Below are 16,680 nucleotides of genomic sequence, written 5' to 3' on the forward strand. Positions count from 1 at the left end.
CGCGGCAAAATTAAGATGGCTTCTGCAGTACTTCCTTCCCTTCGCGGTCTCGTATTTTCTTCATTGCTCGTGGTCTTTGCGGCGTTCGGTCTGATCGGGTGCGGCGGCGGCTCGGAGTGTGACGACGTCTCGTGCGAATTCGGCGTCTGTCAGGCTGGCGCGTGCGTCAACCCCGACAGTTGCACGACCGACATGAATTGCCTGCCCGGCTCGGTGTGCGCCGAAGAGGGCGTGTGCAAGGCGCTGACCGCCTGCTCGACCGACTCCGAGTGTGACTCGGGCAGCTGCCAGAACGGCGCCTGCACCAACCCGGAGACCTGCGAGACCAACGACGACTGCTTCGAGCGCACCTACTGCGCCGAGGACGGCACCTGCCAGCCCGACCCGTGCAACACGTTCCAGTGCACCACCGGCCAGTGCGCCCGCGGCACGAAGACCTGCGAGAGCAAAGAGTCCTGCACCCTCGAGACCGAGGGCGAGGACTGCGTCGAAGGCGAGCGTTGCCTCGACGGAAACTGCTACGCACCGGAAGCCTACTGCGATGCGATGGCCTGCGAGCAGGGCGTCTGCAGCTTCGAAGAGCGCACCTGCGTCAACGCCGACGACTGCAAGGGCGACAGCGCCAACTGCCTCGACGGCTACTACTGCAACGACGCCAACGAGTGCGTCGAAGACCTGTGCACGGTCAACAACGTCGAGTGCACCGACGGCGGCGTCTGCGTGCCGTCGCTCGGCGAGTGCGAGAACGCCGACCCGTGCGCCTCGAACGACGAGTGCCTCTCCGGCCACCTGTGCGTCGAAGGGACTTGCCGCCTCGAAGAAAACGCCTGCGGCGACGCCGGCTGCCTGGGCAACCAGATCTGCGAGCACGACCCCGACACCCTCGAGGTGAGCTGCCTGGAAGCCACCGACTGCGAGACCTCGCTCGGCTGCTTCGACGACCGCCAGTGCGCCGGCGGCATCTGCATCGACCCGGTCAGCTGCGAGGCCGACCGCTTCGAGCCCAACAACTCGGCTGGCGAAGCGACCGACTTCGACGCCCACTCCTCGGCGCTCGCCGTGGCCGCCACGGCCTGCAGCGGCGACACCGACGTCTACAGCATCAACACCCGCGCGATCCCCAATTTCCCGCTGCGCGGCACCTTCGTGGTCACCGCCGAGTACGCCAAGCGCGACATTGGCCTGGGCGGCCTGACCCTCGAGCTCATCGACCCGCAGGGCAACACTGTGGCCACCGAAGACAGCGGCGAGATGGGCAAAGACGGCATCGTCGAGATTCGCCACACGCTCAGCGCCGCCGCGCACGGCATCTATACCCTGCAGGTGACCGACTCGGGCGACATCTCCACCGCCGGCGTCTCCTACACGCTCAGCGCCGACATCGTCTTGTCCGACACGGTCGACGCGTGCAACGCCGCCACGCTGCTCGAGGCGGGCCAGCCCCTCAACGGCAACACCAGCGACGGCACCAGCTACATGCTCGGGTCGAGCTGCGCGGGGATTCACAACCCGTCGCTCGAGAATATCTACCAGTTCGAGCTCACCGAGACCTCCGACGTGACCCTGACGGTCACGCCGACCTCGGGCAACAACAACGTCGACATGGCCGTGTCGGTGCGCCGCGCGTGTGAGCGCCTGGCCACCGAGCAGGCCTGTTCGAACACGTCCACCTCGGGCGGCGAAGTCGTCGACGCGGTGCTCCCTCCCGGAACCTACTACGCCATCGTCGAGACCGCCGAAGGCACCAGCGGCAGTTCCTACCGCATCCACATGGCCGCCAACGCGGTGACCTGCTCGGAGGCCGACAACAGCTGCCTCGACGCGAACACCGCCGAGGTCTGCGTCGACAACAGCACGTTCACCTCCACGTCGTGCAACTTGGGCTGCGACCCGAGCACCGGCGAGTGCTTGGCCTCCGAGGGCGACACCTGCGAGCGCGCCTACCTCTACAACGGCAATATCAGCGAGACGATCGACTGGTCGCTCTACACCAACCGCTACGAGATGGCCGTGGGCGGCTGCGTGCCCGCCGAGCGCGGCGACACCTACACCCGCGGCTCCGAGGCGGTCTACGCCATTCCGCTCGACGCCGGCTACGGCCTGTCGGCCAGGCTCGAGTTCCCTCCCGGCGAGTACGGTTCGCTGTACTTGCTGTCGGGGTGCCTGAACGCCTCGGCCTCGTGTGAGGCGGGCGCCAACGACGGCAGCTCGACGAGCGAGACGCTCAACTACATCAACGACACCGGCCGACCGACCACCGTCTACCTGGTCGCCGACAGCCGCTCGGTGGGCCAGACCACCGCTCAACTCGACGTGCAGATCGGCGAGGTCATCTGCTCCCCGTCGAGCCGCATCTGCAACGCCGACGACAACGTCGAGCAGTGCAACGGTGCCGGCACCGCCTACCGCCTCGACGAGACGTGCAACTACGGCTGCGACGGCGGCGTGTGCAATGAGCCGCCCAACCAGGAGTGCAACGGCGCCATCGAGGTCGTGCCGGGCACGCCGATCACCGAGCCGATCGACGACTTCACCAACAACCTCAACGCCGGCCAGTCCTGCTCGGGCACCGCGACCGCCGGCCCCGAGGCGTTCTACAAGGTCGTGACCACCCAGGCAGATCAAGTCGTGACCGTCGAGGTCGTCGCCCCCTACGACGTCGTCCTCTACGCGGTCGACAGCTGCTCGTCGAGCACGCCCAGCTGCACCGCCGGCGTCGACAACGCGGGCGTGTCGACCCCCGAGATCTTGGAGTTCTTCGCCCCCACCCCGGGCGAGTACGTCGTGGCCGTGGACACCGACAGCACCGCGCCGACCGGCAACTTCATCATCTCGGCGTCGACCCAGGCCACCCAGTGCACCGCCTACCAGATGATCGGCTGCTCGCAGACCAATCCGGGCACCCTCGAGTATTGCAGCGCGCTGGGCGTCGTGCGCGAGTTCGACTGCCCGAGCGGCTCGTGCACCAACGCCGCCTGTGACAACCCCACCGGCGACGTCTGCCTGGACGCGATTCCGACCAGCGGCGGAAGCACCCACACCGGCGACTTCTCGACGCTGACGGCAGACTACGCGCCCGACGACAATTTCTGCCCCGGACTCAACTTCACCCAGAATGGCCCCGAGGCGGTCTACGCCATCGACCTTTTGGCCGGCGAGACGGTCACCGCCGACATGACCAGCTCGACCACCGATATCGGCATCTATATCGTGCGCGACTGCAACGATATGGAGAACTCGTGCCTCAACGGGCAGGACAGCGGCGGCACCGAGTCGGCGACCTACACCGCCTCGTCCGACGAGCGGGTCTATATCGTGGCCGACTCGTACAGCTCGAGCACCACCAGCGGCACCTACCAACTCGACGTCACGGTAACGCCGTGATATTCGTGGGATAACTCGCGTTTAGTCGACCGACTCGGTGCAAAGGGGCGCCGAGTCGGTCTTGGAAAAGAATGGTCGGCAGCCTTCGCAGGCGAGGCCGGGCAGGACATAGAGATGGATAAGTCAATGAGAGCAGTCGTTCACCAATGGAAGCGCTTGGCCACCATCTTGATGCTGGCCGGCATGCTGATGCCCTTTTTGTCGGGTTGCGGTGGAGAGGAAGACGCCTGCGCCGACGTCGAATGTGATTTCGGCGTCTGCCAGGACGGCGCTTGCCGAAACCCATCGACGTGTCAGTCCGATCTCGAGTGCCTACCTGGCTACTCTTGCGGGGACCAGTCGGTCTGCAAGGCCCTGACGGCCTGCGAGGCGAACTCCGATTGTGACAGCGGCTGGTGCCGAAACGGCGCCTGCGCCAACCCGGAGACCTGCGAGACCAACGACGACTGCTTCGAGCGCACCTACTGCGCCGAAGACGGCACCTGCCAGCCCGACCCCTGCAACGAATTCGAGTGCACCACCGGCCAATGCGCCCGCGGCACGAAGACCTGCGAGAGCAAAGAGACCTGCACCCTCGAGACCGAGAGCGAAGACTGCATCGACGGCGAGCAGTGCCTCGACGGCAGCTGCTACGCGCCCGACGCCTACTGCGAGGCGCTCGCCTGTGACAAGGGCGTCTGCAGCTTCGAGGAGCGCGCCTGCGTCAACGCCGACGATTGCAAAGGCGACAGCGCCAACTGCACCGAAGGCTACTACTGCAACGACGCCAACGAGTGCGTCGACGACCTTTGCGTGGTCAACGACGTCGAGTGCACGGACGGCGGCGTGTGCATGCCCTCGCTGGGCGAATGCCAGAACGCGTCGACCTGCACCACCAGCGACGAGTGCTTGGGCGGCCACGTCTGCGTCGAAGGGGAGTGCCGCCTCGAAGAGCTCGCCTGCGGCGACGACGGCTGCCCGGGCAACCAACTTTGCACCTACGACGCCGATGAGCTGACCGCCACCTGCGGGGAGAACCCGAACGTGGCGTGCACCACCTCGCTCGACTGCACCGACGGCCGCCAATGCGCCGGCGACGCCTGCGTGGCGCCGTTCTCGTGCAACCAGGACGACTTCGAGAGCAACGACACCGCCGCCGAGGCGACGGACCTGAACGCGGTGGCCACCGGCATCTCGGCGCGCGGGAGCATCTGCTCGGGCGACGTCGACTTCTACACCGTCGACCTGTCGCAGTACTCGGGCCTGCCCATTCGCGGCCGGCTGATGATCACCGCCGAGTACGCCCAGCGCGACATCGGCCTGGGTGAGCTCGTCATGACCGTGACCGACCCGCAGGGCAACGTGGTGGGCACCGACACCGGCGGCCTGATGGGCCGCGACGGCATCCTGCAGGTGACCGCCAGCCTCAACGCCGTCAGCCCTCGCCAGTACACCATCGAGATCGCCGAGGCCGACGGCGGCGACCTGAGCTCGGCGGGCGTCGAGTACACCGTCAGCGCCGACCTGCTCGAGACGAAGAGCCTCGAGGCGTGCAACGACGCCACCCCGCTGACTGCGGGCACCCCGGTGCGCGGCGACACGCGCCAGGCGCTGGGCTACCACCTCGGGTCGAGCTGCACGAGCATTCACAACGGCGCGCGCGAGGACATCTACTCGTTCGAGATCACCACGCCGTCCAACGTCCAGCTCAACGTCATTCCCGACACCGACTTCAACAGCGTCGACTGGACGATCAGCATCCGGCGCGCCTGCGAGCGCCTCGAGACCGAGGTCGCCTGCGTCGACGCCAGCGAGCAGGGCGGCGAGATCGTCAACCGCCTGCTCGGCCCGGGCACCTACTACGCCATCGTGCAGACCTCCTCGGGCTCGGAGACCGGCGGCGAGTACCGCCTGACCTTCAACGCCACCCCGACGACCTGCGCGCCGAGCTCGAACGCGTGCACCGACACCAACACCGCCAATATCTGCAACGACGCCGGCTCGCAGCTGGTGACCACCGCCTGCAACCTGGGTTGTGACCCGCGCACGGGCACCTGCCTGCGCCGCGACGGCGACCTGTGCGTCGACCCGATCTTCGTGAGCGGCGGCGACACCGAGACGATCAACTGGGGCGACTTCCAGAACGACTACCAGATCAACCTGGGCGCCTGCCTGGACAACGACGCGCGCGCCCACACCAGCGGCCCGGACGCGGTCTACGCGGTCAACCTGCAGCCCAACGAGGGCGTGCAGGCCACCGTCGAGTTCGCCGACGGCGACGCCGGCGCGGTCTACATCGTCACGAGCTGCGCCAGCGCCGAGAACTCGTGCGTGGGCGGCGGCAACGACGACCTGGGCAGCACCGAGTCGGCCAGCTACCTCAACGAGACCGACGGCACCCAGACGGTCTTCATCGTCGCCGACACCGAGTCGAGCACCAACCTGGCCCAGGCCACGCTGACCGTGGAGACCGGTCAGAAGGTCTGCCAGCCGCGCACCACCCGCTGCACGGCCAGCGAGGACGTCGAGATCTGCAACGACGTGGGCATCGCCTACCAGCCCAGCGAGTCGTGCGACTTCGGCTGCACCGGCGGCCAGTGCAACGAGCCGCCCAACCAGACCTGTGAGGGCGCCATCGCGCTCACCAGCGGCCAGCCGGTCACCCAGCGCATCAAGGGCTACGCCAACAGCTTCGAGTACGACCCGAGCAGCGACGGCTGCACCGGCGACGCCGAGGACGGCCCCGACGCGGTCTACTCGCTGACCACCACCCAGGCCAACCAGATGGTCGACGTCTACGTCGACGCTCCCTGGGACGTCAGCGTGACGGTGGCCGCCGGCTGCTTCAAAGACCAGATGCAGTGCCTCAAGGCCGTCGACACCACCAGCCAGGCCGAGACGCTTAGCTTCGCGGCGCGCGAGGCGGGCGACTACTACATCATCGTCGACACCGACGAGGCCAGCCCCACCGGAAGCTTCACCATCACCGCCACCGAGCGCACCCCGTCGTGCACCCCGGGCGAAGTGATCGGGTGCAACGCAAGCAGCCTCGAGTACTGCGACGAGGGCGGCAACTCGCGCACGGTCACCTGCGCGACCTCGTGCACCAACGGCGCCTGCGACGGCGCCGACGCCGAGACCTGCGAGCAGGCTGTTTTGATGGGCCACGGCGACTCGGTCACCGACACCCTCAGCGGCTCCGACGACCTCGAATTGCCCGACCGTCGCTTCGGCGGCTGCGCGCTCGACAGCTACGACTACACCGACGGCAACGACCACTTCTACCGGGTCAACCTGGCCGCGGGCGACCTCTTGCAGGCCAACCTGCAGACCTCGTCGAGCAGCGTGTACGCCTTCATCGTGGAGAGCTGCTTTTTGGCCGAAGAGACCTGCGTGACCAACAACCCCTCCGGGGGCACGGCCACGCTGAGCCACTACGCCGAGACCGCCCAGAGCGTCTACATCGTGGTCGACTCGAGCTCGACGAGCTCCTCGCAGTACACCCTGAGCGTCGACGTGACCCAGGGCAAGGTCTGCGCGCCGGGCGAGACGATCTGCACCGGGCCGAACACCGTGCAGAGCTGCAACAGTGACGGCACCGCGATCGTCGGCGAGTACACCTGCCTGGGCGGCTGCTACGCCGGCGGTTGCTTCCCCGACCTGGCCGCCTCGAATAGCTGCGCGACCGCCCCCAATATCGGCGACGGCATCGCGGTGTACGCCGACTTCGGCGACCTGACCAACGACGTCGAGATCTCGTCGAGCGGCTGCACCGGCGATACCGGCGACGGCAACGACCTCATCTACGAGATGGATCTGCTGGCCGGTGAGCTGGTCAACGCCCGCGTGGAGGCCTACGGCAACGAAGAGCCGATGGTCTACATCGTCACCGACTGCGCCGACCCGACGAACACGTGCCTGAGCGGCGCCGACGAGGGCCCCGGCGATATCGCCGAGACGCGCTACCAGGCCACCACCGACGAGACGGTCTACATCGTGGCCGACTCCGACTACTCGGGCGACGACGAGGCGTTCGCGCTGTTCGTCGACAAGCTGCAGCCCGAGTGTGACTCGCAGTCGCAGAACACCTGCCTCGACCCGAGTACCGCGCGCTACTGCGACACCGGCCTGTGGACGGTCACGACCTGCGGGGCGGGCTGTTCGAACGGCGGATGCACCGGCGAGGACTGCAGCGCGCCCGCAGATGTGACCAACGACGCTCGCCTCAGCGGCGGCACGGTCATCAGCGGGGTGTGGGGCGACTATACCAATGACATCAGCGGCAGCGGCTGCGGGCTGACCTCCACGCACACCAACGGCGAGGACGTGGTGCTCACCGCCACGCTCATGGCCGGCCAGACGATCACAGCCACGGTGACCAACCCAGACGACCCGAGCACCTGGTACGGCGACCCGGGCGTGGTCATCACCTCGAGCTGCGGCACGATCTCCTCGTCGACCTGCCTGGCCGCCGACGAGGGCGAAGACGCCCCGGCCACCACCAGTTACACGGCCACGACGACCGAGACGGTGTTCATCATCGCTGATCACGACGATACGACGACCAGCTCGACCAGCGAGCGGTTCGACATCAGCGTGAGCATTCAGTAGCGCCGCACACTCGCCGACTCGGCGCACCGGCCGGGCTGCTCTCGTGGAGGGCAGCCCGGCTTTTTTGTTGGTCTGCTTGGAAAAAAAGGGGGTTGGTTGGCCCACCAACCCCGCGCTGGCGCACGGGTTGGCGCGCGCGCTGGAACCAAGCCGGCGCTGGTTTTCAACCTCGGGGTTGTTTGGTCAACCAACCCCGCGCCTGCGCACGGGCTGGCGTTTGTAAGCCTCACAAAGCCGAGCTGGCAAAAAAAGAGGCACCTGGTTCTGAAACCAAGTGCCTCCTGCTGCGCCAGCGCGGGGTTGTTTGGCCAACCAAGTGCCCGCTGGCGCAGCAAAACGGGGTTGTTTGGCCAACCAAGCCCGCGCTGGAATTCTTGCGCGGCCTTGGTTGGCTCGATCAGGCCTCGTCGACGATCGGCTCCGGGGTTGGTTCGTCCCCACCCGCCGGGTCGACGGTCGGGTCGTCGTTTGTGGGCGTTCCATGGCCCGCGCGGATGATGTCGTGCAGGGCGGGCACGATCTGGCCGAGCTTGTCGATCTGGCCGGTCTGGCGCAGGATGCCGCGCATATGGTCGCGGAAGCTCAAGTAGGCGTCACGCACCTGCGCACGGCCCGCCTCCAGGCTCGCCTGCGCCTCGACCCACTTGCCCTCGGCCCGCGCCTGGCCTTCGACGGCCTGCGTGAAGTTGTCGAGCGCCGGCTGCGCCACCGCCATCACCGGCGCGCCCAACTCGTCGGGCACCAACTTGTCGACGTAGGTGACCGCGCGCTCCAGGTTCGTGCGCGCATCGGCGTGAGACATCGACTTGAAGTCCGAGGCCTGCACCCGATCGAGGTATCCCTCGGCCTCGCGCGTCTCGCGGATGACGCCTGTTTCATTATTCGCCCGCATCAGCGCCAGGCCGGTTCCCAACGACGAGCGAATCGCGGTGAAGGCGTGGTCGGCGGTCTGTCGGGTCTCAGCCACGCTCGACTCGGCCTCGATGCGCGCGACCTCCTGAACATCCTCGCGCTCGATGATCGTCGCGAACGTGTCGACCGCCGCGCGCCCATCGGCCACGGCCGCGTCGCGAATGAGCGCGTGGTTGTCGGTAACGTCGAGTTGTTCGGCGCGCGCCAGCGCATCGCTGAATTTGTCGCGCAGGCGAGTGTCTTGCAGTGCAGCAGCCATAAGCTTCCCCTCAAAGGCTTTGCGCGCACGGCTGCGCCCCGTCGATGGGGCCGGCCCGAAACGCGCGTGGACATGAACGAATTGTAAAACGTCGTGTCGACGAGATTAGCGGGTGGGGGGCGAAGGGTCAATTGGGGGGATTGGGGGGGCGGTGACGGAGGCCCCAGGTGTCAGGATAGTTGTCGCCTCTTCGATTGTTAGTTTCATGGAACGAAGGGGCAACAAGGAGATCCGAGATGAGTCCATATCCTAAAGAGCTAAAAGAGCGTCTTGTTCGACGGATGCTCGACGAAAAGATCAGCCCGGAGAGCCTGGCCGAGCTGAGCGGCGTGGGCAAGACGACGCTTTGGCGGTGGAGAAAGGCGGCGCTCGATGGTGCCTTGCGTGCTGAGGCAAAGCCAGAGTCGGCACCCGAGAGACGCTCTTCGGCCGAAAAGCTGCGTCTTGTGATGGCCGCCGAGGCGCTCGAGGGCAAGGAGTTTGGCGCTTTCCTGCGCGAGGAAGGAGTGCATACAAGCGACCTTCGACGCTGGAGAGCGCAGATGTACGAGGGGCTTGATGGACGCACCAGGGCCAAGAAGGAGGCCACCCAGAAGCTGCGCCAGGCCCAACGGGACAAGCGCGAACTCGAAAGCGAGCTTCGCCGAAAGGAGGCCGCGCTGGCCGAGACGGCCGCCTTGTTGGTGCTCTCAAAAAAGGCGCGCCGGTTGTGGGGGGACGAGGACGCTCCCATGATCGGCAAGAGCGACAAGTCATCCTCGACATGATCGCAGAGGCGGTCTCCCACGGCGCGCGTCAGGCCCAGGCCTGTCGGACCCTGGGCATCAGCGAGCGCACCATACAGCGGTGGCGAAAAGACCCGCAGGCCGAGGACGCTCGCCAGGGACCCCACAGTCGGTGTGCGCACGCGCTCACCGACGAGGAGCGAGCACAGGTGGTCGCCATCGCCACAGGTCGTGAATTCTGTGATGTGAGCCCCCGGCAGATCGTATGCAGCCTGGCCGACCGGGGCGAGTATGTCGCCAGCGAGTCGACATTTTACCGCGTGTTGCGCGAAGAGAAGATGATGACCCACCGCCAGCCAAGCCGGCCGCCGAAGCCCAGGCCGAAGCCCGAATTAGTGGCCGCCAGCCCCGGCCAGGTCTGGGTGTGGGATATCACATACTTGCCCACCCAGGTACGCGGCCGGTTTGTCTACCTTTACTGGATCATGGACTTGTTCAGCCGCAAGATCGTCGGCTTTAGCGTCGAAGACCAAGAATCGATGGAGCTGTCGAGCCGCCTCATTGAAAAGACGATCCTCGCCGAACAGGTCGAGGCGAGCGGACTTTGCATCCACGCCGACAACGGGGCTGCGATGAAGGGCTCGACGCTTCTGGCGACGCTGGAGCGCCTGGAGGTGGCCGCTTCGTTTAGCCGCCCGGGCGTCTCCAACGACAACCCTCACTGCGAATCGAGCTTTCGCACGCTCAAATACCGGCCTGGCTACCCCAAAAAGCCGCTCGACGGCGTGCATGAATGGTCTGAGTGGGTCGAGGCGTTTGTCCGCTGGTACAACACCGAGCACTATCACAGCGGGATCGGCTGGGTGACCCCCGAGCAGCGCCACGCGGGCGAAGACGTCGAGCTGCTACAAAGACGCCAAAAGCTCTATGAACAGGCGCGCCAAAAGAATCCCGCACGCTGGAGTCGAAGGCCGCGAGGATGGACGCGCCCCGAAGAGGTGCGGCTTGCGCCGCTCAATTTACAAGAGACGTAGATAATTCAGACGCGACAACTATCTTGACACATACCGCAACCCTTCGGCGAGGATAGCGCCGCCAGCTTCGGATGCGAACCCCGCAGGCGATGCAGCGCATCGTCGAGGAGTGAGCGCCGAAGCTGGTGGTGCTAGACCGGCGAAGGTGAATCGAATCTCGGTGTCACACCACTAGCTACACAGGCTCATTCACCCGCGGGACAAGCCCGCGGGGGTCTTGGGGAGGCGGGCGTATTTTTAGCTACACAGGCTCATTCACCCGCGGGACAAGCCCGCGGGGGTCTTGGGGAGGCGGGCGTATTTTTAGCTACACAGGCTCATTCACCCGCGGGACAAGCCCGCGGGGGTCTTGGGGAGGCGGGCGTATTTTTAGCTACACAGGCTCATTCACCCGCGGGACAAGCCCGCGGGGGTCTTGGATGGGGCAGCGGCCTCTCTAGCGACACCCCCAGGTGTCAGGATAGGGCGAGCGCCTTTCCGAGCACGGACGGCCGCGCACGCGGCACGTCTCCGTGGTCAGTGTTCTTCCACGCGTCCATGGTTCTCCATGTGCTCTTCCGTGATTCCATGGCTCAATGTTTCCGTGTTTCCGCGCCTCCATTTTTCCGCGCCTCCGTGTTTCCGCGCCTCCCCAAACCCACAAAGTAGACGTTTGGCCCCATCACCCATAAGATGGCCTCCGATGTGTTGTGCTCCCGCTACGAGTTGTATTGGAATGAGACGGATTTCCACTGCCCTAGTTGTGATTGGCCTGCTGAGTGCGGGTCCGCTGTGGCCGGCGTCGTCGGCCTGGGCGCAGCAGCCGGAGGCGTCGGGCGACGCCGAGGCGCAGGCCTCCGACAAAGAACGCTTTCGCCAGCTCGCCGCGGCGGGGTCGAAGGCGTTCGCGGCCAAGGACTACGAGACCGCCGAGAAGGCGTTTCGCCAGGCCTACGCGATCAAGCCGGTTCCCAACCTGCTCTACAATATCGGCCGCGCCCTCGAGAAGCAGGGCGACTTCGAGGCGGCGACCGACTTCTACGAGAAGTTCGTCAATGAGCCCGACGTCGAGCTCAAGGCGCGGCGTGACGCGCTGCAGCGCCTCAAGACGCTGCGCGAGGTGCTCGCGCTTCGCGAGGAGGGTGAGGAGGTCGACCAGGAGGAGGTCGAGCAGAAGCAGGGCGACCACGAGCTCGCCGAGGCGGGCGAGGGTGAGCAGACGCAGCCCGACGCGGTCGAGGAGCCGCCGGTCGTCGTCGAGGATGACTACACGCTCGCCTACACCTTCACCGGCCTGGGCGCCGCCACGTTGGTGGGCAGCGGGGTGTTCGCCATCCTCGCCGCCGGCGAAAAGAGCAACGCCGACGACGCGGCCACCTTGGCCGAGCGGCGCGACGCCGCCGACACCGGCCAGACCTACACCACCGTCGCCGACAGCATGCTCGCCGCCGGCGCCGTGCTCACGGGCGTGGGGATCTATTTCTTTGCGTCGCCGCCGCAGGAATCCGTGTCGCAGGAATCTGTGTCGCAGCCATCGGTGTCGCAGCAGGCACGCATCGCCCCGTCCGTCGGCCCCGACGGCGCGTCGGTGACCTTTACGCTCGATTTTTGAGGAGTATCAGTCGTGATTAGACGCAGCATCAAACGCTACGCCGCCGCAGCCGTGATGGCCGGCGCGCTCGTCGCGGGGGCGGCGGGTTGTTCGTTTATCTTCGACTTCACCGAATGCGAAGCCGACGCGGACTGTCAGCAATTCGACAGCCCCGAGGCGGGCGAGTTCTTCGTCTGCTCGGCGGACGACAAGTGCGTGCTCGAACCCGAGCGCGAATGTCGCACCGACGCACACTGCGCGGACGGGCAGACGTGCGACGTGGCGTCGGGCGTGTGCGGCGAGTGATCAATCCATCGGCAACAACTGCACGTCGTCGTTCGACGGCTCCTCGGCCTCCTGCTCGCCGATAGGCAGCAGGAGATTGTCGTCGGAGGCCTTTTTCGGCTTCGAGGCGGGCTTTTCGACAGGCTTGCTGGGCTTGCTTGTCTTGCTGGGCTTGCTGGACGGGCGAGGCTTGGCAGCCGGCTTGGACTCGGCGACGGGCTCCTCCTCCACAGCCTCGGCCGCAGCTTCCTCACTTTTTTGCTCCTTCACTTCTTCTTGCTCCCTCACTTCTTCTTGCTCGCTTCGCTCTTTTTCCTCCCTTAGCTCTCTTTGCTGGCTCTGCACCTTCGCCAGCGCTGCCCGCGCCTCGTCGTGCTCCGGGTTGCGGCTCAACACCTTCCCATAGGTCGAGGCGGCCTCCTCGAGCTTGTCCTGCTCCTCGAACAGCTTCGCCTCGCTCATCAGTCGGGCGACGGCGAGCTTGTCCTGTGAGGCGGCGTAGCGCGATTTGAGCGAGGGATGATGCTCGAGATCGGATTGCAGGAGCTCGAGCACGCTCGCGGCCTGGCCGAATTTGCCCTCGTCGACGAGGCGCTCGGCCTTGGCGAGCTCGCCCTGCACGTCCTCGACGCTCGGGCCGGTGTCGCGCAGCAGCAAGAAGGCGGCCAGGCCCCCGGCGACCACGAGCATAGCGACCATCCCGATGATCAGGGTGCGCCGGGTGCTCTGCTTTTGCAGCTCGAGCATCTGCTCGTTGGTGATGAACGTCGCCTGGCTCGGTCGCGTATCGAATTGAGTTCCACTGCCCGGCTGGTGCAGCCCGGAGGGCGACGTCCCCGGCGAGGCCTGGCCCATCGGGGTCTGAAAGCGGCCGCGCCCGAGGCGATCGCTGGGATCTTCGATGGGCGACGACCCGCTCAGCGAGCCGAACTCGCCGGTGTTCCATGGGATCTGCAGCGAGGTGGTCGCCATGATGTCGGCGAGCTCGTCGTGGATCATCGCCGCGTTCGTCGGCCGGTCCTCGGGCTCCTTGGCGAGCATGCGCTCGATGAGGCCGATGACCTCGGCGGGCACGCGGTGGCCCTCGGGGAGCTTGTCGGCCAGCGGAGGCGGCGGGTTGTGCACGTGCTGGTAGAGCACGGTGATGTCGTCGTCGGACTGGAAGGGCTTCTCGGCGCTGAGCATATAGTAGAAGAGCACGCCCAGCGCGTAGACGTCGACGCGTTGGTCGATGTCGTTGCCCATGATCTGCTCGGGCGCCATGAACGCCGTCGAGCCCACCAACGCCTGCTCCTTGGTCACGTTCTGCGAGCCTTTGACGAGCTTGGCCAGCCCGAAGTCCAAGATCTTGGCGTAGTTTTCCTGACCGTGGCGCTCGGTCAGCATGATATTCGACGGCTTGATGTCGCGGTGGACGAGCCCCAGGGAGTGGGCCTCGCCGATGCCTTTCAAGATCTGGCCGGCGATGGGCGCGAAGGTCTCGACGTCGAGCGGGCCGTCGCGCTTGATGCGCCGGCTGAGCGTCTCGCCGTCGACGTACTCCATGCAGATATAGGCGTGGTCGTCCTCGTGGCCGAAGTCGTAGATGGCGACCACGTGCGGGTGCTGCAGCCGGCTCATGCCCACCGCTTCGCGCTCGAAGCGGCCCAGCGCCTCTTCATCGTCGACGAACGAGCTCGGCAGCACCTTGATGACGACCTTGCGGTCGAGCGCCTTCTGGCTGGCCAAGTAGACCACGCCCATGCCGCCCTTGCCGATGCACTTCTCGACGAGGTAGCGCCCGCCAATCGTCTTGCCGATGAGCTTTTCGGGATCGTAGGGCTTGCGCGCCTTCGACTGGCGGCCGGCGGTGGAGCTTCCCCCTGCAGAAGCAGAAGTCTTGTCGGACATCGACGCTACCTACGCTGCAAAAAGGAGACGAGCATGCCCATGAGGATCAAGATGCCCACGGCGATCATCATGCCGGCGACGACCGGGTGGAGCACTCCGAGCATGTCGGAGGTGCCCAGGCGGAGTCCGCCGGCGACGATCATGGCCAGCGAGCCGAGCAGGGCGCCCACAGACAGCAGGCGCGACTCGGCGCCGCGGAAATCGTCGAGCGGCTCGTCGTCGACCGGCATGCTTGCCGGGGGCTGGGCGTCCCGAGGCTTGTCGGCCACAGGTGCCGGCGGTGCGGGCTGGGCCGGCGGTTCGGTCGGAAGGGCGGGGGCTTCGGGTTCTGCGGGCGCTTCGAGTTCTTCGGGGTCGTCGGCGGTCAACTCTTCGAGCGAGTCGAACTCGGGGTCGTCGAGCGGGTCAGCGAGAGGGTCGTCTTCGGCGCCGAAGACCACGGCGTGCAGGTCGGCGTCGCTGAGTTCGTCGAGGCCTGCGGCGGGATCTTCGTCGGCTGCCTCGTCCTCGTCGCCGAAGACGATCGCGTGAAGGTCGGCGTCGCTCAGTTCGTCGAGGCCGTCGGTAGAGAGCAAATCCCCGTCGTTCTCGTCGTCCTCGTCGTCCTCGTCGAGGACGAATTCGGTCGTGTTGGGCTCGTCGTCGCCGCGCGCCTGCTCGACGGCGGCGTTGACGATGGCGCCGTCGGCCAGATCGTCGGCCGAGGAGTGCTCCTCGAGCATGGCCGACAGCTTGCGTCGGTCGAAGGTCTGAGTCGCGTCGTCCTCTTCGTCGGCCTTGCCGCTGCGGTTGCGGTTGATCTCGCGCAGCATCTCGGGGGTCATCGACCCATTGCTCGCCGACTGGCGGATGGCGGCCAGCTCGGTCTTCGAGATCTGGACCGTCGCGTCCTCTTGCGCTGCCTCGGCGCTCTCGGCGAGCGCTTCGGCCAGCGATTTGGCTTGTTTTTCGCCGTCGTCAGACATCAGCTCCAATCATCGCTTGAAGGCTGGGTTGGCGCGCAAGCCGCATGAAGCATGCTGCAAGAGCGTTTGCGTCAATGGCCTCGTGTATGAGCACGTCACTAACCTAAACCGTTCACCGCAAAATGAAAACGATCGCACTGATTTCATCTTACTGCATCTTGCGGCCGCGCACGAGGACGATAGCCAATAAGACGTTGAAGACACTGGCCAAAACGGCTTGCCCCCAGATGAGCACCTCGAGGTGGATGGCCGCGGCGGCGATCGATGTGTAGATGAGCAACATGTGCGTGCCCAGCCCCATCCAACTGCACAGGCGCATCGTGCCGCGATGCTGCTGGCGAAACGCAGCGATCTCTTCGAGCGTGCGTCCACGGGTGTCGTCGTGCGTTTCGCCCGAGGCCAGCCGGTCCTGCACGGTCAAGTAGCCCAGGTAGACCAAGAGCAAAAACCGCTCGAGGAGGCTGCCGTCACGCTTGGCGCGCTCGTAGTCGGCGCGCACCTCCTCAGGCGTCTCGATCCCGCTTGCCTCCCCGCCGCTGGGGTTGGTGCGGGCCAGGTACAGCCGCTTCATCTTGTCGTACACAATGGTACGCGCCCAGGTCGAAAATCCAGCGACCGCGGCGATCCAAATCCACAACTGGCCGAATTCTTGGAGGATTCCGAAGCCCAAGATGACGTAGGCGGGCAAGAGCACCAGCGCGTCGACGAAGCCGTCGAGGATGCGCCCGACGCGGCTGCCACCGCCGCGGGCGCGGGCCAATTGGCCGTCGGCGCAGTCGAGGATCACCGAGGCGAACAGGAAAAAGCCCGCCAGCACGAACAGCAGGGGTCGGTCGAGGCCCATCTGCCGCCAGAGCTCGCCGAAGAAGGCCTGGTACAAGAAGAACGAGCCGGTCCAGCCGGCGACCAGGCTCGAGATGGTGATCTGGTTGGGCGTGACGGGCGTGGAGAGCGCCGCCACGGTCACCAGGGCGGCCAACGGGCGGTGAAACCGCACGTCGATCGGCTCCTCGACGTCCATGTCCTTGAACGCCAGCGCCTGGCGATACTGCTTACGAAAGCTCAT

At 66.1% G+C, this 16,680-nt stretch carries 10 protein-coding genes; 6 read left to right on the top strand and 4 right to left on the bottom strand.

What is annotated here, in order from left to right; genetic code table 11:
- Positions 1–15 precede the first annotated feature (15 nt).
- On the top strand, positions 16–3,384 hold the full coding sequence (locus FIV42_RS19050) for a PPC domain-containing protein (RefSeq protein WP_141199228.1): 3,369 nt from the start codon (positions 16–18) through the stop codon (positions 3,382–3,384).
- A 126-nt stretch (positions 3,385–3,510) separates the two neighbouring features.
- Positions 3,511–7,974, top strand: a complete 4,464-nt coding sequence (locus FIV42_RS19055) for a hypothetical protein (protein WP_141199229.1) — start codon at positions 3,511–3,513, stop codon at positions 7,972–7,974.
- A gap of 397 nt (positions 7,975–8,371) precedes the next feature.
- Here the strand turns inward: FIV42_RS19055 and FIV42_RS19060 are convergent, their stop codons facing one another.
- Positions 8,372–9,145, bottom strand: a complete 774-nt coding sequence (locus tag FIV42_RS19060) for a hypothetical protein (RefSeq protein WP_141199230.1) — start codon at positions 9,143–9,145, stop codon at positions 8,372–8,374.
- 236 nt (positions 9,146–9,381) lie between these two features.
- Here FIV42_RS19060 and FIV42_RS19065 point away from each other — a divergent pair, with 236 nt between their 5' ends.
- The 4 genes from FIV42_RS19065 to FIV42_RS19080 all read left to right on the top strand — a co-directional run bounded on the left by FIV42_RS19065 (position 9,382) and on the right by FIV42_RS19080 (position 12,780).
- A complete protein-coding gene (locus FIV42_RS19065) occupies positions 9,382–9,912 on the top strand; it encodes a transposase (protein WP_141196618.1) in 531 nt (176 codons plus the stop codon).
- Complete coding sequence (locus tag FIV42_RS19070) at positions 9,909–10,904, top strand: IS3 family transposase (RefSeq protein WP_141196617.1); 996 nt, start codon at positions 9,909–9,911, stop codon at positions 10,902–10,904. Before FIV42_RS19065 ends, FIV42_RS19070 begins: the two co-directional genes overlap by 4 nt.
- A gap of 715 nt (positions 10,905–11,619) precedes the next feature.
- Positions 11,620–12,495, top strand: a complete 876-nt coding sequence (locus FIV42_RS19075) for a tetratricopeptide repeat protein (RefSeq protein ID WP_141199231.1) — start codon at positions 11,620–11,622, stop codon at positions 12,493–12,495.
- A 12-nt stretch (positions 12,496–12,507) separates the two neighbouring features.
- Positions 12,508–12,780: a hypothetical protein gene (locus tag FIV42_RS19080; protein WP_141199232.1), complete on the top strand. Its 273-nt coding sequence runs from the start codon at positions 12,508–12,510 to the stop codon at positions 12,778–12,780.
- Here the strand turns inward: FIV42_RS19080 and FIV42_RS19085 are convergent, their stop codons facing one another.
- The 3 genes from FIV42_RS19085 to FIV42_RS19095 form a co-directional block, all read right to left on the bottom strand.
- Complete coding sequence (locus FIV42_RS19085) at positions 12,781–14,649, bottom strand: serine/threonine protein kinase (RefSeq protein WP_141199233.1); 1,869 nt, start codon at positions 14,647–14,649, stop codon at positions 12,781–12,783. It lies immediately after the preceding gene.
- Between the two features lie 5 nt (positions 14,650–14,654).
- Positions 14,655–15,614: a hypothetical protein gene (locus FIV42_RS19090; protein WP_141199234.1), complete on the bottom strand. Its 960-nt coding sequence runs from the start codon at positions 15,612–15,614 to the stop codon at positions 14,655–14,657.
- Positions 15,615–15,762: 148 nt separating this feature from the next.
- Positions 15,763–16,680, bottom strand: a complete 918-nt coding sequence (locus tag FIV42_RS19095; RefSeq protein WP_141199235.1) for a CDP-alcohol phosphatidyltransferase family protein — start codon at positions 16,678–16,680, stop codon at positions 15,763–15,765.

Origin of the sequence: Persicimonas caeni (assembly GCF_006517175.1) — a bacterium.
Lineage (GTDB): Bacteria > Myxococcota_A > Bradymonadia > Bradymonadales > Bradymonadaceae > Persicimonas > Persicimonas caeni.